This is a genomic window from Cellvibrionales bacterium (genome assembly GCA_016713115.1).
Taxonomy (GTDB): Bacteria; Pseudomonadota; Gammaproteobacteria; order Pseudomonadales; family UBA7239; genus UBA7239.
Window position 1 is genome coordinate 181,545 of the sequence record JADJPU010000001.1, and the last position, 23,586, is coordinate 205,130.

The 23,586-nt window shown below is 50.4% G+C and carries 18 protein-coding genes, 1 tRNA gene and 1 pseudogene; 10 read left to right on the plus strand and 10 right to left on the minus strand.

The features are described from left to right. Window positions 1-58: 58 nt before the first annotated feature. The 5 genes from IPK30_00900 to IPK30_00920 all read right to left on the minus strand — a co-directional run bounded on the left by IPK30_00900 (window position 59) and on the right by IPK30_00920 (window position 7,305). Window positions 59-1,480, minus strand: coding sequence for a trypsin-like peptidase domain-containing protein (locus IPK30_00900; protein MBK8101894.1), 1,422 nt, complete (start codon window positions 1,478-1,480; stop codon window positions 59-61). Between the two features lie 12 nt (window positions 1,481-1,492). Continuing rightward, window positions 1,493-4,996, minus strand: a complete 3,504-nt coding sequence (smc, locus tag IPK30_00905; GenBank protein MBK8101895.1) for a chromosome segregation protein SMC — start codon at window positions 4,994-4,996, stop codon at window positions 1,493-1,495. Window positions 4,997-5,158: 162 nt separating this feature from the next. Then, window positions 5,159-6,334, minus strand: a complete 1,176-nt coding sequence (locus IPK30_00910; protein MBK8101896.1) for a phosphoglycerate dehydrogenase — start codon at window positions 6,332-6,334, stop codon at window positions 5,159-5,161. Between the two features lie 266 nt (window positions 6,335-6,600). Beyond that, window positions 6,601-7,071, minus strand: coding sequence for a CreA family protein (locus IPK30_00915; protein MBK8101897.1), 471 nt, complete (start codon window positions 7,069-7,071; stop codon window positions 6,601-6,603). Window positions 7,072-7,220: 149 nt separating this feature from the next. Further along, window positions 7,221-7,305: transfer RNA gene (locus IPK30_00920), tRNA-Leu, on the minus strand. A 130-nt stretch (window positions 7,306-7,435) separates the two neighbouring features. Here IPK30_00920 and rnr point away from each other — a divergent pair. The 4 genes from rnr to IPK30_00940 all read left to right on the plus strand — a co-directional run bounded on the left by rnr (window position 7,436) and on the right by IPK30_00940 (window position 11,562). Next, a complete protein-coding gene (gene rnr / locus IPK30_00925) occupies window positions 7,436-9,763 on the plus strand; it encodes a ribonuclease R (protein ID MBK8101898.1) in 2,328 nt (775 codons plus the stop codon). Then, entirely contained in the window at window positions 9,760-10,500 is a 741-nt protein-coding gene (gene rlmB, locus IPK30_00930) for a 23S rRNA (guanosine(2251)-2'-O)-methyltransferase RlmB (GenBank protein ID MBK8101899.1), read from the plus strand. The genes rnr and rlmB overlap by 4 nt, the downstream gene beginning before the upstream one ends. Before the next feature lie 121 nt (window positions 10,501-10,621). Then, entirely contained in the window at window positions 10,622-10,762 is a 141-nt protein-coding gene (locus IPK30_00935) for a hypothetical protein (GenBank protein ID MBK8101900.1), read from the plus strand. Between the two features lie 62 nt (window positions 10,763-10,824). Further along, entirely contained in the window at window positions 10,825-11,562 is a 738-nt protein-coding gene (locus IPK30_00940) for a hypothetical protein (protein ID MBK8101901.1), read from the plus strand. 14 nt (window positions 11,563-11,576) lie between these two features. On the opposite strand, the gene IPK30_00945 is transcribed toward IPK30_00940, so the two are convergent. Beyond that, window positions 11,577-12,236, minus strand: coding sequence for a lytic transglycosylase domain-containing protein (locus IPK30_00945; protein MBK8101902.1), 660 nt, complete (start codon window positions 12,234-12,236; stop codon window positions 11,577-11,579). A gap of 127 nt (window positions 12,237-12,363) precedes the next feature. Here IPK30_00945 and aceK point away from each other — a divergent pair. Then, window positions 12,364-14,120: pseudogene (aceK, locus tag IPK30_00950) on the plus strand (bifunctional isocitrate dehydrogenase kinase/phosphatase). Between the two features lie 16 nt (window positions 14,121-14,136). Then, window positions 14,137-14,736, plus strand: coding sequence for a septum formation protein Maf (gene maf / locus IPK30_00955; GenBank protein MBK8101903.1), 600 nt, complete (start codon window positions 14,137-14,139; stop codon window positions 14,734-14,736). Here the strand turns inward: maf and IPK30_00960 are convergent. From IPK30_00960 to IPK30_00970, 3 genes are read right to left on the minus strand one after another with little or no spacing between them, the layout of a single operon-like run. Beyond that, entirely contained in the window at window positions 14,733-15,392 is a 660-nt protein-coding gene (locus IPK30_00960) for a TIGR00730 family Rossman fold protein (protein MBK8101904.1), read from the minus strand. The two genes, maf and IPK30_00960, sit on opposite strands and share 4 nt — an antisense overlap. A gap of 33 nt (window positions 15,393-15,425) precedes the next feature. After that, window positions 15,426-15,860: a carboxylesterase family protein gene (locus IPK30_00965; GenBank protein MBK8101905.1), complete on the minus strand. Its 435-nt coding sequence runs from the start codon at window positions 15,858-15,860 to the stop codon at window positions 15,426-15,428. A gap of 12 nt (window positions 15,861-15,872) precedes the next feature. Next, a complete protein-coding gene (locus IPK30_00970; protein ID MBK8101906.1) occupies window positions 15,873-17,039 on the minus strand; it encodes a carboxylesterase family protein in 1,167 nt (388 codons plus the stop codon). Between the two features lie 122 nt (window positions 17,040-17,161). On the opposite strand from IPK30_00970, the gene lexA reads away from it, so the two are divergent. Beyond that, window positions 17,162-17,764 (plus strand): repressor LexA, encoded by a 603-nt coding sequence (gene lexA, locus IPK30_00975; GenBank protein MBK8101907.1) that lies wholly within the window; start codon window positions 17,162-17,164, stop codon window positions 17,762-17,764. Between the two features lie 21 nt (window positions 17,765-17,785). Here the strand turns inward: lexA and IPK30_00980 are convergent, their stop codons facing one another. Then, window positions 17,786-18,775, minus strand: a complete 990-nt coding sequence (locus IPK30_00980; protein ID MBK8101908.1) for a S49 family peptidase — start codon at window positions 18,773-18,775, stop codon at window positions 17,786-17,788. A 117-nt stretch (window positions 18,776-18,892) separates the two neighbouring features. Between IPK30_00980 and IPK30_00985 the strand changes: the two genes are divergently transcribed. The 3 genes from IPK30_00985 to IPK30_00995 all read left to right on the plus strand — a co-directional run bounded on the left by IPK30_00985 (window position 18,893) and on the right by IPK30_00995 (window position 23,569). Further along, window positions 18,893-21,244 (plus strand): arylsulfatase, encoded by a 2,352-nt coding sequence (locus IPK30_00985; GenBank protein MBK8101909.1) that lies wholly within the window; start codon window positions 18,893-18,895, stop codon window positions 21,242-21,244. A 65-nt stretch (window positions 21,245-21,309) separates the two neighbouring features. Further along, window positions 21,310-22,161, plus strand: a complete 852-nt coding sequence (locus IPK30_00990) for a transporter substrate-binding domain-containing protein (protein MBK8101910.1) — start codon at window positions 21,310-21,312, stop codon at window positions 22,159-22,161. A gap of 4 nt (window positions 22,162-22,165) precedes the next feature. After that, window positions 22,166-23,569, plus strand: a complete 1,404-nt coding sequence (locus tag IPK30_00995) for a methyl-accepting chemotaxis protein (GenBank protein ID MBK8101911.1) — start codon at window positions 22,166-22,168, stop codon at window positions 23,567-23,569. The last annotated feature ends 17 nt before the right edge of the window (window positions 23,570-23,586 follow it).

Below are 23,586 nucleotides of genomic sequence, written 5' to 3' on the forward strand. Positions count from 1 at the left end.
GTAGCGGCAGCAGACGGAATTTCTGCAGATGCCGCAGGTGGGGATTTCACGGAAGGTTTTACCTTGTAGCGTTCTGTAATAATTGGCGTTCGCTCCGCCAATACCTTACGCGAAAACAGCACTTGTGGATTGTGTGGCGCGAAACCCAGCGCGAGATATTCACTATCAATCTTTTTATCTGCTCACGCAATTGCTGCAAATTAGACACTGAAATATTGTTCACTTTGTCGATGATACTAAACTGCAAATACTCGTAACCTATATTCATTTCGTCAGGCAGAATGTTTATCACCATCAACAGGCGATCTTCAACTGCCGCGCCCGTCTTGCGATATTCAAACCGCTGAATATCAACAACCGGCGGAATAAATTTCCAACCGCGCATCATGTCTTGATTCACTTCCACAACAACCAAGCCACCGATTACTTCATAGTCCGGCACAAAATTGGATTGATGCCCAGGTAAAATACGCGCATCTTTCAGGGTATAAGTCAGTGGATAACTGATATCTATTTTTTTGCCTTCGCGAATCACTGAGATCGGAAGACTCTCACCCAACTGTCGCCGAGCGATCAAAATATTCATATCGATGCGATCTGCGGTAGCAAAGCGCACCGTGCTGTCATTGCCGATAGATTGTCCATCTATCGACACCACGACATCTCCCTCTTTAAACAAACCTTTTTCTTTTTCCAAGCCAGAAAGGCTGGTGATCAATACGCCACCATCTTGCTCTGCTAAAGCATAGCGTTGACGCAGCTGCGGGTTTTCTGTGCTTTGTGTCACAACAGCTATTTCTGGCACGCCATCTACCTTTCCATCGGCAATATCTTTTAAGAAAGATTCAATGACAGGTGGCGGAATGATATAGCCCACATTGGCAGCTTTAGCGCTGGGCAAGCCTTGAAAATTTAAGCCTGCAAGATGTCCATTCACAATTGCCGGACCACCACTGGCACCGGGATTGATGGCCGCATCCACTTGGCAAATTAAATTGGGGTAACCAGAGTGTGCGTAAACATCGTAATCAATACGCGAGACCACACCGCGTGTAATTGCCAGCTGCGTGCCGCCCACTGGGAAACCGTAAGTTGTCACCTCATCGCCCAACAAAGGCAGCGCACCTAAGCTCATGGCTTCAGTGCCACGGAAAAACTCAGGATCTTTCACTGTCACTAACGCCAAATCGCGTTCATCCGACATAAAAGCCACTTCAGCGGTGAATTTTTTATCCGAACCCACTTTGCGCACTTGCAACAGCAAGCTGTTATCCACCACATGCGCGTTCGTTAAGATGCGATTGCCAGCAATAATGACACCGGTACCGGAACCCGACACCATGTCGCCGTTTTGCCACGGGTATTGGAAATTAACATCATGACCTTGATTAAAAATTTGCACTACAGCGTTGCGCACATCTTGCGCCAAAGAAATATTGGCAACCAACAATCCCGACAGCAATACCAACCAACGGCGCATACTCACTCCTCGCTATACAGCTGCTAACTCCACGGCTTCGTTTACATCCACCGATACCAAACGCGACGCGCCCGGCTCGTGCATGGTGACACCCATCAACTGATTGGCAGCCTCCATCGTCACTTTATTGTGCGTGATGAAAATAAACTGCACTTTTTCACTCATCTCCACCACCATTTTGGAATAACGCCCGACATTCGCGTCATCCAAAAGTGCATCTACCTCGTCCAAAATACAGAACGGTGCAGGATTCAAACGGAAGATAGAAAACACCAGCGCGATCGCTGTCATGGCTTTTTCACCACCCGACAACAAATGTATCGTGCTGTTTCGTTTGCCCGGTGGCCGCGCCATGATGGATACGCCGGTATCCAGCAAATCTTCGCCCGTCATTTCCAAATACGCATGACCGCCTCCGAATACTTTCGGGAACAATTCTTGGAAGCCGCTGTTGATGCTATCGAAGGTTTCTTTGAAGCGCGTGCGCGTTTCACGATCAATTTTTCGAATAGCGTTTTCCAAGGTTTGCAGGGCTTCTTGCAAATCATCGTTTTGCGCATCGAGATAAGTTTTTCTCTCCGATTGCGCTTTATATTCATCGATAGCTGCCAAGTTAAGTGGGCCAAGGCGCGAAATGCGCACCGACACCTGCTCTAAATCAGCCACCCAACGCTCTTCACTGATATCTTCTGGCAACTCATTCAACAACACACCGCGATCAAACTCGGTTTCGCTCAACTGCTCATCCAGCGTTTTGCGACGAATTTGCGCCTCTTGCGCCGCCATACGCTCTTGCTCTAAACGAGAACGCGCGCCTTGTGTATTGCGATCTGCCACGGAGCGGTTTTGCTCAGCTTCGCGCAAATCATGCGACACTTCATCGAGAATAATGCGCGCCTGTTTTAATTGATCTTCAATCAACAAACGCTGCTGCAGTTTTTCTTCCAATTGCAATTTCAATTCTTCATTTGGATCATCGTTGTGCTCGAGGCTCTCGCTCAGCTGCACGCGCCGCTCATTCAAACTCGCCACTTGTTGTCGCAAGCGTTCAATAGATTGCACCATCGCATCCAACTGGGCGCGCAGAGATTGCTCGCGCATCGCCAGCTCATGTGTACGATTGCGTTGATGCTGTGTTTTTTGGCGCACATCGTCCAGTGTTTGACGATTTTTATCGCGCACATCCAGCAGCGCTTCACGGCGCTGCGTGTCGCGCTCCATGCTTTCAATCGCCGCTTCCAAAATAGCACGCGCTTCTGCTTGCGCTTCTTTTTCAACAGCCAAGTGCTCTTGAATTTCGCCAATTTCATGCACCAGCGCATCGCGGCGCGTCAAAATTTGCTCCACGCGCGCTTCACGCGCAGACAATTGCGCGCGTGTTTCGCCGTGTTTGCGCGTCAACGCAGCGAGGGCTTGGCGCGTCGCCTCCAACTGCGTCTCCTTGTCAGTCAGTGCGGTGCGCGAAGCTTGTAAATCCTGATCCAACTGATCAACAGCAGCTTGCACTTGCTCCAATTCAGCAGAAATCGTTTCTAATTCGGCTTTGCGCGCCAACACACCGCCGTGTACATCGGTGTCACGCGACACGCGCAGCCAATTGCTGCCCAGCCAAATCCCTTCGCGTGTAACCACGGATTCGCCCGCAGCCAATTGAGCGCGCAAGGCCAACGCAGCCTCTAGTGATTCCGCGCAACGCACACCCGCCAACAAGGCATTGGCTTGCGTGCTGCCTTCAATTTTTTGCGCCAGCCAATCGCCGCTGCCGGTATTTGAAATGGCATTTGCCGCATCCAACAACACCAAGCTGCCCTTCTCCATCGCGGCTGCTTGTTGTGCGAATGTGTCGAGACTCTCTACGCACACGGCTTGCAGATAATTACCGAGCACAGTTTCTACAGCCACTTCCCAACCGCTGTTTACGCGCAGTTTTTCAGCCAAACGCTGATTTTTTTCTAACTGCTGTGAGGCCAACCAAGTATTGACGCTTTCATCGCCACTACCCAACGCCGCTTGCTGTAAAGCCTGCAACGAAGCCTGTCGTCCGCTCAGGGTTTGCAACTGCAAGCGCGCGGCATCTAATGACTTCACGCGCTGCACATTTTCATCGCGCAAAGTGCCGATGGTTTGCATCAAGGCATCCAATTCCGTTTGCTGCCCTTCTGCCTGTGCATCCAATTCTGCCAACTGCTCGCGCAGCAACAAAATTTCTTGTTCTTCAGAATCTTGAATTAAATCTTTCTTTTCTTGCTCCAATCGTTCGATGCGCTCACCCATGCGAGCCAGTGATTTTTCAAAATGCAGCAAACGCGACTGCTGCACTTCTACTTCTTGTCGCGGCGCATTGGCGGCTTGGTTGAAATCATCCCATTCCTGCTGCCAGCGCTGCATGGCCTGTTCGGCTTGCACCAGCAATTCAGACAACTCCAACTCGCTTTCGCGCCCCATTTCCAGCTCAGGCAGCAACTCGTCCAGCTCGCCGCGCCAAATGGCAATTTTCTCTTCGTCTTGTTGCAGCAAACGCTGCGATTCGCCGATGCTGTTATCGGTTTGCGTCAAATCTTCGCGCAAATTGCGCACACGCTCTTGGTTGAAACGAATCGTTTGCTCAATGCGTTCCACTTCTGAACCGCTGGCGTAATAGCTCGCTTGCACAGTATTCAGACGGTCGGTCTGCTCAGTGAAATCCGTGCGCAATTTTTCAATGCGCGTGTCGATAGAAACCTGCGCTGTGACCAAGGCCTCCACCTGCACTTCCAGCTCGCGAATCAAATGATCGCGCTGGCTTACTTCGCCATCCAGTTTCTGCCAACGGAACGCCGCCAACTGCGCTTTCAGCAAGCGTTCTTCCTCTTTATAGATGCCATATTTCTCTGCCGCGGCCGCTTGGCGCTGCAAGTGCATCAACTGGCGTTCCAACTCTTCACGAATATCGGTCAAACGCTCCAAGTTTTCGCGTGTGCGCTTCATACGGCTTTCGGTATCTTTGCGGCGCTCTTTGTATTTGGAAATGCCGGCAGCTTCTTCGATGAACACGCGCAGATCTTCTGGCTTCGCTTCGATCAAGCGCGAAATCATGCCCTGCTCAATGATGGAATAACTGCGCGGCCCCAAACCGGTGCCAAGGAAAATATCAGTGATGTCACGGCGGCGGCATTTGGTGCCATTTAGGAAATACTGCGACTGCCCATCGCGCGTCACCAAACGACGAATCGAAATTTCGCTGTAAGCGGCGTACTCGCCCAACAGGGTGTGATCCGAGTTATCAAAAATTAGTTCGACACTCGCCTGACCTGCCGGCTTGCGACTGTTGGAGCCATTGAAAATTACATCGGTCATCGCCTCGCCGCGCAGGTTTCTGGCGGAAGACTCACCCATTACCCAGCGCACGGCATCGATGATGTTGGATTTACCGCAGCCGTTAGGTCCTACGATGGCGGTGAGGTTGCTGGGAAAGGTGGCCGTGGTGGGATCCACAAAAGATTTGAAGCCAGCCAGCTTGACATGTTTGAGCCGCATAGAGAGAAAACCCTTAATTCTATTCCTTAGAAATCAAACGCAACTCATTGAAAATAAACAACTTTAGCGAAAGATCAGTCAGAGCGAATTCTTAAAGTAATTGTTGAAGATTGGGGCATTCTACACGCTAGCCGCCGAGCAGATAAACCCGAGGGCCGCTGCTCAAAAATCAATCAAACGCACATTGATAACACCATCGATAGCGCGAATTCTATCCAGCGTGACGGCGTCTGGCTGCGCGGCAATATCGATCAAGTTGTAGGCGATGTCATTGCGGCTTTTGTTGATCATGTCCGCGACATTGATATCGGACTCCGCGATCACCGACAGCACCTGTCCCAACATTTTGGGAACATTGCGATTGGTGACAGCGAGCCGGAAGCCCGCCGTGCGCTCCAACGACACGGAAGGAAAATTGACAGCATTGCGGATATTGCCGTTCTCCAGAAAGTCCTGCAGCTGGTTCGCCACCATCACCGCGCAGTTTTCTTCCGCCTCTTCCGTACTGGCACCAATATGCGGCATTGGAATCACGCGCGGGTGTTTCAGCAGCGCCAGTGTGGGGAAATCGGTGATATATCGCCCCAACTGCCCTTGCTCCAGTGCCTGCAGCACCGCCGCGTTATCCACGATCTCTTCGCGGGCAAAGTTGAGCAAACAAGCCCCAGGGCGAAAAGCCTTGAGCAGTTCGGCATTGACCATACCGCGCGTGGCATCCAGCACCGGCAAATGCAGGGTGATGAAATCGGAGCGCGACACCAAGCTCTGCAAGTTCTCGGCGCGCTGTACGCGGTGCGACAAACGCCAAGCGGCATCGACCGAGATAGCGGGGTCAAAGCCCAGCACCTGCATATCCAGCTCCAGCGCCATATTGGCTACCAGCGAGCCTATAGAACCCAGTCCGACCACCCCCAGCGTCTTGCCGGCCAGCTCATACCCCGCAAAGCGTTTCTTTTCCGCCTCCAGCAGGCGCGACAGCGCCGCGTCGTCGGTTTCCTGCTGCTCATCTCGCACAAAGCGCACACCGCCCAGAATGTCTCTGGAGGCCAGCAGCATCGCCGCCAGCACCAATTCCTTCACTGCATTGGCATTGGCACCAGGGGCGTTAAAGACCACGATGCCACGCTCCGTCATCTCTGCCACGGGGACATTATTGACCCCTGCGCCAGCTCGACCAATGGCTAGCACGCTCTCGCCCACATCTGCCGCAGCCAGTTTATGGCTGCGTAGCATGATGGCATCCGGGTGGCTGATCTCACTGGCCACCTCGTACTTGTCTCTGCCGAATTGATTGAGGCCTTTTACGGCAATCTTGTTGAAAGTCTGCACCTTAAACATCAGAAACAACCCATAACTAATTGATAAATAAAGAAATAGACCTAGATAAATTTCTTTTTTCGCTTTCCAAGAAAATAGCGCTTGGCTTTCTGGCTCGGTTGGCCGATACTGAACTCGCCCTTTTGACCCCCCCCCCCCCACAAGTCAGAAGGGTTGGGCAGCGCAAGCCGTCCATAGGGTTCAGTTCCTTAAATGTTTCACTCCTTAATGGTCTTTGCCCGATTTCCTCCCCCCAGAGAGTCGGGCTTTTTTTTATCTCAACGAAATCACTTCAGCGGAATTTTTTGATCGCGAATCGCAAACGCGGTGACTGAATTTTCAGGGCTGCCTTCAATCACGCGATCGGAATAAGTTAGGTACACCAGTGTGTTGCGCTTCTCATCCACCATACGCACCACTTGCACATGCTTGAACACCAACGATGCACCTTCTTTGAAAACCGATTGCTTGCGCGGCAGCGGCTCCAGAAAACTGATCGCCCCCACCTGCTGACAGGTGACAGAAAAATTAGACGGATCTTCTGCCAAACCAAACGCGCCTTTAATGCCGCCTGTTTTAGCGCGCGACACATAACAAGAAATGCCTTGCACCTGCGGATCATCAAACGCTTCCACCACAATTTTGTGATCGGGGCCTACCCATTTGAACACGGTATCCACATGGCCAATTTCTTCTGCAAACGCCGTTTGCAACAAACCTGACAAGAGCACAAGCACCGAGAGCAATCGCAGACGCATTTCTTTCACCTGAATGTTATGCAGAGATAAATGAATAGAAGCAGCGTGCTCATCATAGCCGATTCAACAAGCACAGCAGGAATACCAGCAAATCTTGCGCACACAAAAAAGCCTCGACTAGCGAGGCTTTTTATCTGTCTCTATTTAATTGGTGCCCAGAAGAGGACTTGAACCTCCACGACCATAAGTCACTAACACCTGAAGCTAGCGCGTCTACCATTCCGCCATCTGGGCTCAGGGCGCGAACTGTACTGGCAGGGCTGCACACTGTCAACGCTCGCGTAGCTATGCGCGGCGCGCTCTGCAATAATCCGGCACAGCAATTCAACCAATCCCATCGCTCTGCCCACTTCACGGCGCACCAATGAAAAAGACAAAAAAATCTTCAGCACCACCAGCCGCAGGCAAAGCCAAAACCGTGCGCGACCCACACCATCGTCGCGAAGCAGAAAAATACAGCAACCCCATTCCCAGCCGCGAGTTCATCCTCTCTATTTTGGAAAACAGCAAAGGGCCGATGGATCACCCTGCACTGTGCACCGCGCTAAAAATTCGCGACGAAGAACAAATAGAAGCACTGCGCCGCCGCCTCGGCGCCATGTGTCGCGATGGACAATTACTGCAAAACCGCCGCGACGGTTTTGTCCCTGCACACAAAGCGAATTTGGTAAAAGGCCAAGTGCTCGCGCATCGCGATGGTTTTGGTTTTCTGCGCCCTGAAGATGGCGGTAAAGATCTGTTTCTCAGCGCGCGCGAAATGCACAAAGTTTTTGATGGCGACACTGTATTGGCCAGCCCGTGCAGCATCGACAAACGCGGTCGCGTGGAAGCACATATCGTTGAAGTGCTACAACACGCGCATCAACAACTGGCAGGAAAATTGATCGAAGAAAACGGCGTGCTGTTTGTAAAACCAGACAGCACGCGCATTGCCATGCAAATTCTCATTCCGTCGCAACATCGCAACGGCGCTAAAAATGGGCAAATGGTGATCGTGGATATCGAACGCTATCCCGACAATCACCACATGGCGACAGGACGCATTACCGAAGTGCTCGGCGACCATCTCGATCCTGGCATGGAAATCCGCATCGCTGTGCACAATCACGGCATTCCTTGGCAGTGGCCTGACGATGTGGAAAAAGAAGCCAATGCACTGGCCGATACCGTTTTAGCAAAAGACAAAAAACATCGCGTGGATTTGCGCCACTTGCCTTTAGTCACCATTGATGGCGAAGACGCGCGCGATTTTGACGATGCCGTGTATTGCGAAGCACGCAAAGGTGGCGGTTGGACGCTGTATGTTGCCATCGCCGATGTTTCGCATTATGTGACACCGAACAGCCCGCTCGATCGCGAAGCCACTCATCGCGCCACCTCGGTGTATTTTCCTGGCAGTGTTGTACCCATGTTGCCGGAGAAATTATCGAATGGTCTATGTTCGTTAAATCCGCATGTCGATCGTCTGTGCATGGTGTGTGAGATGAAAATTAGCGCGGCAGGTCGCGTATCCAGCTTTCAATTTTATGAAGGCTTGATGCATTCGCAGGCGCGCTTCACTTACACCACCGTCGCCAACATTATTGCCGAGCAAGCCGATAGCAACAGCGCCACACGGCAACAGCACGCTGATTTGGTGCCGCACATCGATCAACTCTATCTTCTATATAAAGCATTGCATGCTGCGCGCGATGTACGCGGCGCGATGGATTTTGACACCCAAGAAACGCGCATCCTGTTCAGTGCCGATAAAAAAATTGAGCGTATTATTCCCGTGGTACGCAATGAAGCGCACAAACTGATAGAAGAATGTATGTTGGCTGCCAACACCTGTGCGGCGGCGCTGTTGGAAAAACAAAAAATACCTGCTTTGTTTCGCGTGCACGAAGGCCCCAGCGAAGAGAAACTCAAAAATCTGCGCGCGTTTCTCGGCGGCTTAGGCCTCTCACTCAGCGGCGGCGAAAAACCTACACCAAAGGATTATCAAGCCCTACTCGGTGCCGTTGCCGAGCGCAACGATGCACATTTGATTCAAACCATGCTGCTGCGCTCCATGAGCCAAGCCGTGTACCAGCCGGATAACATCGGGCATTTTGGCCTCGGCTACCCCAGCTACACACACTTCACTTCGCCGATACGACGCTATCCTGATTTGTTGGTTCATCGCGCTATTCGCTATCTCATTCGCAATCAGCGCGAATTAAAAACCGTGCGCTGCGTTGAAACCGCTCCCGCACTGCCGCAGAAAAAAATCTACCCGTATGACGATGCCGCCATGGATGCATTCGGCGCGCAATGTTCCTCCTGCGAACGCCGCGCTGACGAAGCCTCGCGCGATGTGGTCGCTTGGCTCAAATGCGAATACCTACTGGAGCATGTGGGCGACAGTTTTGAGGGCGTCATCAACGCCGTCACCAATTTTGGTTTATTTGTCGAACTCAAAGACATTTATATAGAAGGATTGGTGCATGTCACCATGCTCAAACGCGACTACTACCGCTTTGATGCCGCTAATCAGCGATTGATCGGCGAGCGCGGTGGCGACATTTATCGCTTGGGCGACAGCGTGAAGGTGCGCGTTATCCGCGTCGATCTTGACGACAGGAAAATTGATTTGGAAATGCTAGAGAAAACGGCTGGCGCGACTAAACGAAGCAAAAAAGAACTCAAGAAAGGCAGCAAGAAATCATGAGCCAACACGAATGGGTACACGGCATCCACAGCGTTACCTCTATCCTAAAATCACAACCGCAGCGCTTACTGCGCATTCATGTGCAGCAAGGCCGCCAAGACGAGCGTGTGCAAAAAATCATTGATGCCGCACAGCGCAACAACATCGAAATCATCCACACACCGCGCAAACAGCTGGACAAACTGTGCGCAGGCAATCACCAAGGCATCATTGCTGAGTGTCAACAAGGTGAGCAGTACGACGAAGATTTTTTACTCACCTTAGTTGAGCAACACGGCAAAAAATTGCTGCTATTGGTTTTAGACGGCGTAACCGACCCCCACAACCTCGGCGCTTGCATCCGCACCGCAGAAGCCGCTGGCGCACATGCGGTGGTGGTGCCGCGCGACAACTCTGCCGGCATGAACAGCACCGTGCGCAAAGTCGCAGCAGGTGCAGCCGATTACTTACCGCTGGTGGTAGTCACCAATTTGGCGCGCACACTCAAACAGCTACAGCAAGCGGGCGTTTGGATCATTGGCACCGCAGGCGAAGCCACGGCCTCACTCTACGAAACAAAATTGTCTCTGCCGATGGCCTTGGTCATGGGAGCAGAAGGCGGCGGCATGCGTCGCCTGACCAAAGAACACTGCGATGAATTGGTGTCCATTCCCATGCAAGGCGAAACCAGCAGCTTGAATGTCTCGGTAGCAACAGGTGTGTGTCTATTTGAGACGCTACGACAGAATCCAAAATAACATGCAACGATTAATCAAATATTTCTATGCAAAACCCATCCGACTTTTGCATGCAACTATTCTTCTGTGCCTTGTTGCTTTTTTGGCTATCAAACTACCTGGATTTTTATTCAAGATGGAGATGTTTGCAAAAATCGTGGCAGACCCAGACCACAGAATGTCGCAAGACGACAAACACTTCAGCGGCATCAACAGCGACAATATTCGCTCGCACCACGAAGCTAGCAACATCAAAGACAGTGATTTCAATATCATTTTTTAGGCGACTCCTTTACCTACGGATTTCTTCTCAATCCAACGCAAGCGCCACCAACACAACTAGAAATGATTCTGCGAGAAAAATATCGCCGCAATGACATCAATGTCATCAACTTTGGCTGGACATCCAGTTCTCCCATTCTAGATCTAAGGCTATTGCAGGATATTGGAAAAAAATACAAACCAGATCTGATACTACTAACGCTGGACATGTCCGACTATCGCGATGAATGGTTTTATAAATCCACTTTGCAACAACGAGGGTTTTACCGCTATGTCGTGCGCTATCCGCGGTTTTGTTTTGTACTCAAGGAGCTGCTAGGGGCGATTGAGCCAATAGTTGACTGGCACACAAAGCTGTTTGGTTACTCCGGTGCGGGCGGCTATTTTGTGGCGCGTCAGCCAATGGAAGAATCTCTCAACCTGTTTGATGATATTTACGCCACGCTGTTACAGATGAATAGCTATATTAACGACCAGTTTGATGTGCCATTTATTGTGTTTATCCCGCCGCGCCATTGGCAATACACTGATAAGGAAGCCCCTGAGTCTTGGGAGAATGGCAGTTTTGACACACTGGGGCCTTACGCACTGGAAAACTATCGCTATTTCTCCAGCAAACAGGCAGAAACGCCGTTCCCCACTTTTACGCTACTGGACGAATTCAGATCAACGGATCGGTTCCCGCTAAATTTCCGCGTCGATTCACACTGGAATAAAACCGGAGCACATTTTTATGCAGAAAAAGTCTCCGAAAAAATAGCTCCCATATTAAACAGCAAGCTATCTCCTCTGCTTCAATAGTTCGTCATCTTGCTTTAGAAGAAAGTACGCTTAAAAATATTGTGCGAATAAGCCACTTTCTGCACATAATTTACCGTTTCAGGAAACGGCGGAATACCGTTGTGCTTAATCACATTATTTTCGCCCGCGTTGTAAGCAGCGAGCACAAACGGCGTGTTATTGGGAAATAGTGTTTTGAGGTAAGCCAAGTGCCGCACACCCGCTTCAATATTTCTTTGTGGGTTATAAATTTGCTGCATGCCGAGAGAATATTGCGCTGCCGTGCCTGGCATCAACTGCATCAAACCACGAGCACCGGCGCGCGACACGGCCTCAGGATCAAAATTTGACTCCACTTGAATAACCGCTTTCACCAAGGCCGGCTCAACGCCATATTTTAATGCTGCAATGCGAATATGCGAATCAAACTCGGAAGAATTTACCCATTTCCTTTTGTAGGGTTTACCAGCTTTGGCCCAAGTTGGTAAGTCTGCAGCTGTCCAACCCTTGCGCCCCATAAACTTACTGACGCCTTCTACATTTTCATCTTGCCCGAGCAATTTGTAGCCGTATTCGTTGCGCGGAATATTGGTCACCATTTTTTCGCCGTGTGGGCCGCGATACACATAAAACGCCGCATCCGCCCATGAGGTACACAGCAACGCCGTCGTCAAAAATAACGAACGCACCCACATGGTGTTATGGTGAGAAACAACTGCTTTCTGCTGTCTATTTGTTATCTGCATCGCATGCCTTTTCTTCATGGCGTTATTTGTCTGCATGGTAGGATGTTTGCCCATAAAACAGGGGGCAATCAACCAGATGTCAAACCTTGAGCAGGCCACCGGCCTTATTCTTACCGGCTTTGGACGCTATTTTCAATGCTTTCAGCTGATGACGCAGGGCGCTCGTGGGCTCTTTGAAAAAGCCCAATGGGTAGAGGCACAGGAAGTTTCCAGGCAACGCATTGATTTATATAAAGAAATTGTCGTTGAAATCACCGAGGAGCTGCAACAACAGCTAGGCACAGCCTGTGCCGACAGCCAGTTCTGGCGCACGCTCAAACCCGTGTTTCGCAACCATATCGAGACACTCGATAACCGCGAGCTACTAGAAACCTTCTATAACTCCGTGTGCTGTTACCTGTTTGGTCATGTGCGCATCGACGACAAAATGATGTTTGTCACAGGAGATGCCGGCACACTTCCCAACCAAACTGACGACAGCTTGGTTAATCACTACTCCATTGGCAACAGTGTGCGCGCACTGATTTATCGCATCCTCGCCGATTACCAACTCAATATCGCAATGGAAGATATTGAGCGCGATGTGCGCAATATCGTGCTAGCTATCAAAGAGCGCGTACTGCCCAACATGCCCGCAGCACGCGACGGCATCACGGTTGAATTACTGAAGTCAATTTTTATCGCAACAAAGGTGCTTACTTAGTCGGACGCATTTACAGCAGCGACCGCCAAATGCCGTTTGTCATTCCACTGATCAACAATGAACGCGGCGCGATCTATGTCGACACCTCTATTTTTGATGCTGATGATGTCAGTATCATTTTTTCTTTTACGCGCTCGTATTTCATGGTGGACACACCCATTCCAGGGCAGATTGTCGCGTTCTTGAAGCAACTGATGCCCAACAAAGAAATTTCTGAGCTTTACAACGCTATCGGACAAAATAAACACGGCAAAACCGAGTTCTATCGCAGCTTTCTGGAGCACCTACAACACTCTGATGATCAATTCATCATTGCCCCTGGCATTAAAGGCATGGTGATGTCGGTATTTACGCTACCCTCTTATGGCATTGTGTTCAAAATCATTAAAGATCGTTTTGATCCTCCCAAAGAGATGAGCCATGAAACCGTGCGCGAAAAATACCGTCTCGTATCGCGACATGACCGCGTAGGCCGCATGGCAGACACACAAGAGTTCAGCCACTTTCGCTTTCCACTTCAGCGCTTTTCAAAAGAACTACTCGACGAACTAAAAACCGTCGCTGCCTCGCAACTGACTTTTGAGGGCGACGAACTGGTGATACGCCACCTGTACACCGAAAGGAAAATGACGCCGCTAAACCTCTATTTGAATAGTGCAACAGACGAGCAAATTGAAGAAGCGATGGATGAATACGGCAATGCCATCAAACAAATTGCCGCCGCCAATATTTTCCCCGGCGACATGCTGTTAAAAAACTTTGGGGTTACTCGTCATGGCCGCGTTGTTTTTTATGACTACGATGAAATTTGTTTCTTAACAGAATGCGTATTTCGTGAAATCCCAGAACCGCAGACCGAAGAGCAAGAAATGGCATCTACACCTTGGTACACCGTGGGACCTTTTGATGTTTTTCCCGAAGAATTCCGCTTGTTTTTTACAGGAAACCCCAAGGCTAAACGCGCGTTTGAGAAATACCACAGCGATTTATACCATGTTGATTTTTGGCGTCAGATGCAAGATCGCATCAGCCACGGCAGCGTAGAAGATATTTTTCCTTATCGCCGTAAAAAGCGTTTTACGCGAGAATTATCATCGCCGCGTTTTGACAATATCGCCGCATTACCATAGCACGCAGCAACTCACCATGAAAACACTCGTACTGGCCTCCTCCTCACCGTACCGCAAAGCCCAGCTGGAAACACTGAGATTGCCCTTTGTGTGCGCCAGCCCCGACATCGACGAATTCGCACTGACAGGAGAATCCGCATCGATACTCGCTGCGCGCTTGGCCGCCGAAAAAGCGCAAGCGATTGCAGAAAAATTTCCTAACGCTTTTATTATCGGCGCCGACCAAACACTCGCCTTTGAAGATCAGATATTGGGAAAACCGGGCAGCTATGATGCTGCTGTACAGCAACTGAAAATACTCAGCGGCAAAACAGTGGTGCTGCACAGTGCACTTGCATTATTAGATGTCATCAACAACAAGCTGCAACAAGCAGTGATTCCAACCACGGTGCGCTACCGCACGCTCACTGACGAACAAATTGCATTTTATTTACAACAAGACAAACCCTTTGATTGCGCGGGCAGTTGCAAAAGTGAATCGTTAGGCATTGCACTATTAGAATCTGTGACCAGCAGCGATCACAGTGCATTAGTGGGGCTTCCGCTGATTGCACTCACCACTATGCTAAACAATGTGAATTTGTCGCCACTGCAGGCACAGACGACTAAAAACTAAAACCCGCCGCCTATCACATCAGGATAAGCGTGATGGCGATCAATGATGATGCGCGCCGCTTCATCAGCCGTATCCACCAACTGAATCAAATCTAAATCACCCTCACCTATACAGCCAGAAGCTAGCATCGTTTTACGCAGCCAATCCATCAAACCACCCCAATAATCGCGCCCCACCAGCACGATAGGATATTTGGAAACTTTTTTTGTCTGCACCAAAGTCAAGGCTTCAAATAATTCATCCATCGTGCCAAAACCACCCGGATAAATTGCAAAACCGACCGTATGTTTTACAAACATCATTTTTCGCACAAAAAAGTAACGAAAAGTCATGGTGGTTGTTTGATAGCGATTCGCCCCTTGCTCAAATGGCAACTCAATATTTAACCCGATAGAGCGCCCACCTTGCTGAAAAGCGCCGCGATTAGCCGCTTCCATAATGCCGGGGCCGCCACCGGTAATCACAGCTAAACCCGCCTCAGCTAACAACTGCCCGAGTCGACACGCATCTGCATAATATTCGTCAGATTCTTGTAGCCGAGCGCTGCCAAACACCGTCACCGCAGGTCCCAAGCCTGTTAAATGTTCTATGCCATCCACCAATTCCGCTTGAATGCGCATCACGCGCCAAGCTTCCACCATCTTTGCGCTATCCATCACTTACCCCGTTTGCAAAATTATTTGTAGGTTTTATTTTTTTATGGGCTGCACTTCAAATTGCTGCAGTGCGCGTCGATTGTCCAGCCCTAACGACCGCCAAAAAGCACAAGCCTCTTGTTTGCTGTTATTGGCAATTGACAATTTCCGATCAAACATCATTTGATTTTTTTGTTCTGCGTACAAAGGCCAAACCAACTGCTCCGCGCGATTCGGGTTGCCAGTATGCGCAAACTGTGACCAGTAATCCATCATAGCATTGGATAGTTTTAGTTCGTCGCCAGAAAAATAACTGCGAAACCAATTCATGGGAGCGTGAAAAACAAACTGCAACTCCGCACTGTGAAATGCGCCTAGCTTTCTCATCTCTGGCAACACAAACGCGGCATCTGGGTAGGTGAAGGTGTAAGCGTAAACAGGTGCCCACGGAGACAACCAATCCGAAACTTCATGGATATTGCAGGACATAAACTCGTCACCCTAAACAGCGGCCAGCGCCGCACCGGGATCCTCATATTTTTCTAAGGGATAACGCGCTTTTACTTTATCAATAATCGTTTGGTTATCACCCACCAAATAACGAATGCGTTTTTCGTAATCCTCTGCCTGCAAAGGTTTGAAGCGATATTCATGTGAAAACATAACCATCAAACTGCCTTCATCATCATTATTGCCATTGATAACCGGCACACGATTGAAGCGCCCCGATTGAAAACTTTGCTGAATACTCTCTGGGAGTATGTGCCCATCAGTCACCGGCCCCCACACACCGAAATCACCTTCGCCAAATACAAACGCAGGATCATTCGGCAGCGCCTGCAAAATTTCTTCCGGTTTTTTGTCGCGCAAACACTGCAATAAGTTTCCGCGACCTTCGCAGCCCGCGCGGATCGCCAACCATTCGCCCTGTTTTTCTGCGGCGGATAAATCCGCATTATTTTTTGTGCAAGGACCACTCTGGATAATTGCCTGCTTAAACAACCCAGCACTCACGGGCGAAGCCAAATGCGCGCAAACACTCATGCCTCCGGCTGATTCACCAAAAATCGTGACATTCTTGGAATCACCGCCGAAAGCGCCGATGTTGTCGCGCACCCAACGCAATGCAGCCTGCTGATCCATCAAACCGTAATTACCGGATACAGATTGATTGTTCGTTTTTTCTGATTCCGCTGACAGCGCTGGATGCGCCATAAACCCCAATGCGCCAACGCGGTATTGCAAGCTGACGACTACCACATCACCGCGTGCGGCCAAACGCTGCAAAGGCGTACCCTGCAAACCATCGCCACCGATAAATCCACCACCGTGAAACCACACCATCACCGGTTTAGGTTTTGCGGGTTTGATATCTGGTGTCGCAACATTTAAGTACAAACAATCTTCCTGACCGCGTTGCATATACAACATGGATTGAAAACACAGTGGCGGCGCGCTAGTAGTTTTGCGTACGCCTTCCCAGTTGGCATGCGGTTGCGGCGTTTTCCAGCGCAAGTCACCCACCGGTGGTGCTGCGTAAGGAATGCCATAAAACATATTCACATTTTCTTTGATGAAACCTTGCACATCACCTTGTGCGGTTTTAACGACAGGATCTTCCTGTTTTTCTGAGCAGCCTGCCAAATAACTACACACAACAACAAACACAGTAAAAAGCGCCGAGACATTTCTCTTCCTCATCAATAATGAGCAGCACCTTAACGCAGCCCTTGCCGCCGCCGCATTACTGTATATAATCACAAGCTGTATACATAAACAGAGATGCCGTCATGCAGGAATTAACCGCTCGCCAGCAGGAAATCCTCGATCTCATCCGCAGTCACATCGACGAAACCGGCTATCCACCCACGCGTGCCGAAATTGCCGAGCGCCTTGGCTTCAAATCCGCCAACGCCGCTGAAGAGCATTTGAAAGCGCTGGCACGCAAAGGCGCTATTGAGATGGTGGCAGGTGCATCGCGCGGCATTCGCCTGCCGGAACAGCAGCATCAGGGCATTCCCGTGGTGGGGCGCGTGGCCGCAGGCAACCCCATCCTCGCAGAGCAACACATTGAGGATTACTGCCAAATTCCCGCCAATTTTTTTCATCCCGCCGTGGATTATTTTCTGCAAGTGCGCGGCGACAGCATGAAAGATGTCGGCATCATGGACGGCGATTTGCTCGCCGTACACAGCACCACACAAGTACGCAACGGCCAAATTGTGGTGGCGCGCATTGATGATGAAGTGACGGTAAAACGCTATCAAAAAGGGCGCAGCGCGCACCAACTGACGCTGCTGCCAGAAAACAGCGACTACACACCGATCGAAGTGGATTTGCGTGAGCAGGCTTGCAGCATTGAAGGCATCAGCGTCGGTGTGATTCGACGCTGATTCGCAACACGACCACCGCAACTATTGCAGTTGATACGAAGCTGACAATCCCATTTTTTCTGCAATCGCCGCACCCGCACTGGCGCCTAATTTGCCAGCCAAGGCATCGAATGGGTTTTTCTTTGCGGTGTAATCGACAATATCTTCCGCCTTCACCACATCACGCGCTATCTGTCCTGGACTGCCGTAGCCGTCGATCAAACCCAGCGCCAAGGCTTGCTCGCCGTTCCATATCAAACCACTGAACATGTCTGGTGTTTCCTTCAAACGATTGCCTCTGCCATCGCGCACGCGCTTGATGAACTGTGCATGCGTTTGATCCAGCACTTGCTGCCAAAACGCCGTTTCATCCGGCTTGGCTGGAGAAAAAGGATCGAGAAAACTTTTGTGCGCACCGGAAGTGTAATTACGCCGTTCCACACCTAATTTGTTCATGGTTTCGACAAAACCAAAGCCAGCCGCTGTGACACCGATGGAACCCACCAAGGAGCTTTCACTGGCGTAAATTTTGTCAGCCGCCGCCGCGATGTAATACGCGCCGGATGCACCGATATCACCAATCACTGCATACAAAGGAATGGCTGGGTATTTTGTGCGCAAGCGCTTGATTTCGTCATACACATAATTGGATTGCACTGGGCTGCCGCCGGGGCTGTTAATCACCAACAACACCGCTTTCGTTTTTTTGCTTTCAAATGCCGCGCGCAAACCCGTCACCACTGCATTAGCACTGGCTTCGCTATCCTCAGCAATAACGCCGCGCACACGCACAACCGCTGTATGATCTTTGTTCGCCGAAAGTAAATTACCCGTGCCGCCCTGCTGAGCGACTGGTGAAAATAAAAACAGCGCACCAATCAAATACACGAATGTCAATAATTTGAAAAAAACTCCCCAGCGCCGCGCACGCCGCTGTTCGGTTTGCGACTCGTTGACCAGTTTTTCCAACATGTACCAAGAGCGATCCTGTTCATTTTGCGGCAGTGTTGTTTTTTTACCAAAACCAAACATATAAGTTCCTACTGTGTGAATCCGTTCAGCATAACCGATGACCAGACAGGAGGCATCCGGCTTTACAGCTCTGTCAGCTGCCATATACTCCCCCAACTCGACACAGGAAACAGCAGGATGATTAACATTAAAGTCGGCTTGGTGATTACCGCGCTCACGCTACTTTCTCTCACCGGCTGCAATAAAAAACCTCTCACCCACACCACCACCGCCGATGGCAAAGAAACCGTTTTTACGGGTGATATTGAGGACAGCATTCGCCACTCCACCCCCGACTTCCGCCTAGATCCACAGGCGCCGGCTAACGCACCCAACATCGTGATCGTGTTGGTCGACGACCTCGGTTATGCCGACACCTCTCCCTATGGCAGTGAAATTCGCACCCCCAATATTCAGCAGCTGGGCGACAGCGGTTTGCGCTCCATCCGATTTATCGCCAGCGCGATGTGCTCGCCCACGCGCGCCGCGCTGCTCATCGGTCTCCACGATCAGTCAGCTGGTGTGGGCTGGGTGGCCGAGTGGGACTTCGGCTACCCCGGCTATCGCGGTGAATTGGCACCCAACGCCGTCACCCTGCCGCAAATTTTGCAACAACACGGCTATGCCACTTACGCCGCTGGCAAATGGCACCTCACCAATGGCGAACACCGCTCGCGCATCGGCCCTTTTAATTCGTGGCCGACACAAAAAGGCTTTGATCGCTACTGGGGTTTCTTAGAAGGTGAAACGGATCAATTTGAACCCGCTGAAATTGTCAGCGGCAACGAAGTCCAAGCCATGCCGAAAACGCCCAACTATTACTTTCCCGATGATTTGAGCAATCACGCGATACAAATGATTAAAGATTTGCGCGCTGTGAATCGCGAAAAACCTTTCTTCCTGTATTACACACCGGGCGCTGTGCATGCTCCGCATCACACCAAACCGGAGGATCGCGAACGCTATCGCGGAAAATATGCCGAAGGTTGGGACAAAATTCGCGAGCAGCGTTTAGCGCAACAAAAACAACTCGGTATTGCTCCGCCCAATACGCAACTGACACCACACAACCCGAAAGTTGGCGACTGGAATGCGCTCACCGCTGATCAGAAAAAAATGTACGCCGGTTTCCAAGAAAATTACGCAGGTTTTGTCGACAATCTGGATCAACAAGTTGGCAAGTTGCGCGCTTACTTGCAACAAACCAATCAACTGGATAACACCATTTTTGTTTTTCTCTCAGACAATGGCGCTAGCCCAGAAGGTGACGCAGAAGGCCAGTGGAATAGCTTGGCGTACTACCACTACAACAAAACCACCACGGCAGAAAATTTACCGCACCTCAACGAACTGGGTGGCCCCAATACGCATCCGCACTATCCACTGGGATGGGCGCAAGCGAGTAACACACCGTTCAAACACACCAAGCGCACCACGCACGGCGGCGGCGTAAATGTGCCATTTATTATTAGCTGGCCGAAAGGCATTGCAGCACGCGGTGAAATTCGTCCGCAATTTCACCATGTCAACGATCTTGCGCCCACACTCCTAGAACTGCTGAACATTCCTCAGCCTACGCAATATCAAGGACACGCTGTCAAACCAATGGAAGGCACGAGCTTTGCCTATACCTTCACGCAAGCGCAAGAACCTTCACACAAAAAAGAACAGTATTACGAACTAGAAGCCAATCGCAGTTATGTCGCCGACGGCTGGAAAATTGCGGCCTACCGTGAAGGCAGCCAAACCTTTGATGAACCGCAGTGGGAACTGTTTGATCTCAACAATGACTTTTCGGAATCCAAAAATCTTGCGGCTGACTATCCTAAAAAAGTGAAAGAGCTGGAGAAAAAATGGTGGGCAGCAGCCGAGCGTTACAACGCACTACCGTTGGTCGATGTCGGCTTACTCGAACGCGCGCTGTATTCAAAATTTGTACTCTTGCCACAACCCAATCACATGGAATTTCCTGTGGGCGGCAGCACTGTGCCGCACAATCTTGCGCCGATTTTGCCCGGCAAGTCTTATACCATTACAGCCAATATCCATCGCGACAACGCGCAACAAAACGGCGTGATTGCCGCACAGGGCGACAGATTTTCCGGCTACTCCTTGTACTTGAAAGACAATCATCTGGTGTATGAGCGCAACACCGGTATTGATGTGATCCGTCTGGTTTCTAACGATCCCGTTCCCGTAGGCAACAGCACCGTGCAACTGCGCTATGACAAAGTCTCCACGGGTTTCGCTGTAGCAAAAGGTTTATTTTCAGAGGGTCTCAGCTTCAACTTGTTGAGCGTGTTGAAAGGCTCCGGCACCCTACTAATCAACGGCAAAGAAAATGGCAGTGTGGTCATCAACCAGCCCTTTATGGTGGGTTGGGAAGGCTTGGACATTGGGCGCGATACCGGCTCTTCTGTGTCACCACAATACGAAGCGCCCAATGCATTCGGCGGCCAGCTGACGCATGTTTCTTATGACACTTGGTAATGACGCAAGACCGTAATGTTCGGAGTATTCTTCACCCACACAGATCACAGTTGATGAGGTAAGTCATGGCAGCGCATAACACACGCCCCCTGCAAACACTGCTCTCGCCAGCGAAACTGGTCGGTATTGCCGCCTGTTTTTTCTGCAGCAGCCTGCTGGCACAAACAGCTGCCCCAACCGCCAAAACCATCACGCTCGCTGCCGATGAATGGTGTCCCTATAACTGCGCTGAAGAAGACAAAGCCAAACCCGGCTACATGATAGAAATTGCCCAAGCCATTTTGGGCAAAGCCGGCTACACCGTTGAATACAAAACCATGGCCTTTCAGCGCGCCATGCAGGAAGTATTGAACGGCACATTGAGCGGCGCTGTTTGCGTTGACACCCCTACCTTGGCCGAGGCAGAAACGCTGTATCAGAAAACCAATGGCAAACCGGCTCGCTTTATCCAAACCGCAGCAATGGGCATGCCCAGTGTTTCAATTTTTACTGCCAGCAACAGCACTTGGAGTTTTGACCCCGCCAACCCTGAAGCGAGTCTCAAGGCTCTGGGTGGCAAGGTGGGCATTCCGCAGGGCTATTCCTTTGATCTCTCACCCACTTTGCAAAAGATGGGCTTGTTGGTAGAAATCTCTGGCGACGCTCCATTACAACAGCTGCTGAAAATGCTCGACAGCGGCCGGTTAGCGGCGATCATGGACGATGATGCCGTCATTCGCTACGAAGCCGCACAAATCGGGCTAGGCAATAAAATCCGCCTTGCGGGCAATACCGAAGAACCACTCGCCTGTACCATCGGCTTCAGCACCGCGGACCCAGAGTATGTCGAGCTGTTAAACAAAGGGATAGCTGAATTACGCGCCAATGGCGAATTGGCAAAAATACTTCAGCGTTACAACATCAAAGATTGGAAGTGATGATTTGAAACTGTCTCTACAATTTATGAAACACAGCGTTGTCGCCCGTATTTTACAATATGCGGTGCTGGCGGTTTTCGCTGCCATGTTTCTCAATGCGGTGATCAAAGGTATTTATATACGCGACAGATTTACCGATCAGCATGTTGCTTCCGTGCGCAATTTGGGCGATTTCATTGCGCCGTCGCTGTCGCAGGCTATTTGGAATTTTGATGATGCGGCGATCAAAAAATTGCTGGATAGTGCGCAATCGGTATACGGCTTAACCGATTGCAAGCTGTTGGGCGAGAAAGGCAATGTGCTGTATCAGTGTCAACGCAGTGCAGTAGAAGCAGAAAGCGAATACAGCCAAGAAAACTTTGATGTCATCGCTGATGGCAAGGTCATCGGCAAATTGGAATTGTTTTACAGCACCAGTAAAGTCAAACAGGTATATATCGGTTTCCTCACTTACGAAATTCTGCTCTCGGTTTTGTTGTTTATTGTGTTGATAGTAACCGTGGCCTACATCGTGCGCCGTTTTGTCAGCAAACCTATCAACGACATCATCACTACATCGGCACTAATTGCCCACGGCGATTTAACCCAAAAAATCATGGTCGACTCCGAAGATGAACTGGGACAACTGGCGCGCTCGTTCAACCGCATGGTGGATTCTCTCAGCGAACTGGTAGAACAGATACAAGCCAGCGCCGAAGCATTAACCAAAGAGCTCAATGCATCCTCTGCTTCGTTAGCACATATCACCGAAAGCTCACAGCACCAAGAGCAGGCGTTTCTGCGCATGCGTGAAATGTTTGATCTTTCCGCCAGCATGGCCAACAACGCAAACGCACTGGCACAAAACACGCTCGGCGACACAGAAAAATCGCGGCAAGGTATGCAAGATACACTGGGCGCGATGGGTGAAATTAATCAAACCGCACAACAAATTGCCGACATAGTGGAAAAAATTACTGGCATCGCCAAACAAACGAATTTGTTGGCTTTGAATGCGACGATAGAGTCAGCGCACGCCGGCGAACACGGTCGTGGTTTCGCGGTAGTTGCAACCGAAGTGCGAAAACTGGCTGAGCAAAGCGGTGATTTTGCGAAAGAAACTTCGCGCATGTTGCAGCAAACTAACGAAAAAATTGCCGGCGGCGTAGCTATTTCAGAATCTGCCAGCACCAGTATTGCGCATGTCATTGCCAATTACGGCGATATTGCTGACAGCATCGCGCGTATTTCACAAACGGCGGATGAGCAAATTCATCTCGTCAATGATAGCGTCGATACGCTAGAAGCCAATTTGCAGCTGACGCGCAATGTGATTGAAGGGCATCGCGCCATTGATGCACATGCGCAGCAGTTGGCGGAGATGGCGAAAAAATTCCGCACTTGGTCTGCGATACATTTGCATTTCTAAACACCACTACGGCTCTC

Excerpts from the sequence above, each read along its gene's own strand:
- IPK30_00900 (MBK8101894.1), bottom strand. The coding sequence starts at position 1,480 with ATGCGCCGTTGGTTGGTATTGCTGTCGGGATTGTTGGTTGCCAATATT.
- rnr (MBK8101898.1), top strand. The coding sequence starts at position 7,436 with ATGAAAAAGACAAAAAAATCTTCAGCACCACCAGCCGCAGGCAAAGCC.
- IPK30_00960 (MBK8101904.1), bottom strand. The coding sequence starts at position 15,392 with ATGGATAGCGCAAAGATGGTGGAAGCTTGGCGCGTGATGCGCATTCAA.
- IPK30_00965 (MBK8101905.1), bottom strand. The coding sequence starts at position 15,860 with ATGTCCTGCAATATCCATGAAGTTTCGGATTGGTTGTCTCCGTGGGCA.
- IPK30_00940 (MBK8101901.1), top strand. The coding sequence starts at position 10,825 with ATGATTCTGCGAGAAAAATATCGCCGCAATGACATCAATGTCATCAAC.
- IPK30_00980 (MBK8101908.1), bottom strand. The coding sequence starts at position 18,775 with ATGTTTGGTTTTGGTAAAAAAACAACACTGCCGCAAAATGAACAGGAT.
- IPK30_00990 (MBK8101910.1), top strand. The coding sequence starts at position 21,310 with ATGGCAGCGCATAACACACGCCCCCTGCAAACACTGCTCTCGCCAGCG.
- IPK30_00915 (MBK8101897.1), bottom strand. The coding sequence starts at position 7,071 with ATGCGTCTGCGATTGCTCTCGGTGCTTGTGCTCTTGTCAGGTTTGTTG.
- maf (MBK8101903.1), top strand. The coding sequence starts at position 14,137 with ATGAAAACACTCGTACTGGCCTCCTCCTCACCGTACCGCAAAGCCCAG.
- IPK30_00935 (MBK8101900.1), top strand. The coding sequence starts at position 10,622 with ATGTTTGCAAAAATCGTGGCAGACCCAGACCACAGAATGTCGCAAGAC.
- smc (MBK8101895.1), bottom strand. The coding sequence starts at position 4,996 with ATGCGGCTCAAACATGTCAAGCTGGCTGGCTTCAAATCTTTTGTGGAT.
- lexA (MBK8101907.1), top strand. The coding sequence starts at position 17,162 with ATGCAGGAATTAACCGCTCGCCAGCAGGAAATCCTCGATCTCATCCGC.
- IPK30_00985 (MBK8101909.1), top strand. The coding sequence starts at position 18,893 with ATGATTAACATTAAAGTCGGCTTGGTGATTACCGCGCTCACGCTACTT.
- IPK30_00910 (MBK8101896.1), bottom strand. The coding sequence starts at position 6,334 with ATGTTTAAGGTGCAGACTTTCAACAAGATTGCCGTAAAAGGCCTCAAT.
- IPK30_00945 (MBK8101902.1), bottom strand. The coding sequence starts at position 12,236 with ATGTGGGTGCGTTCGTTATTTTTGACGACGGCGTTGCTGTGTACCTCA.
- rlmB (MBK8101899.1), top strand. The coding sequence starts at position 9,760 with ATGAGCCAACACGAATGGGTACACGGCATCCACAGCGTTACCTCTATC.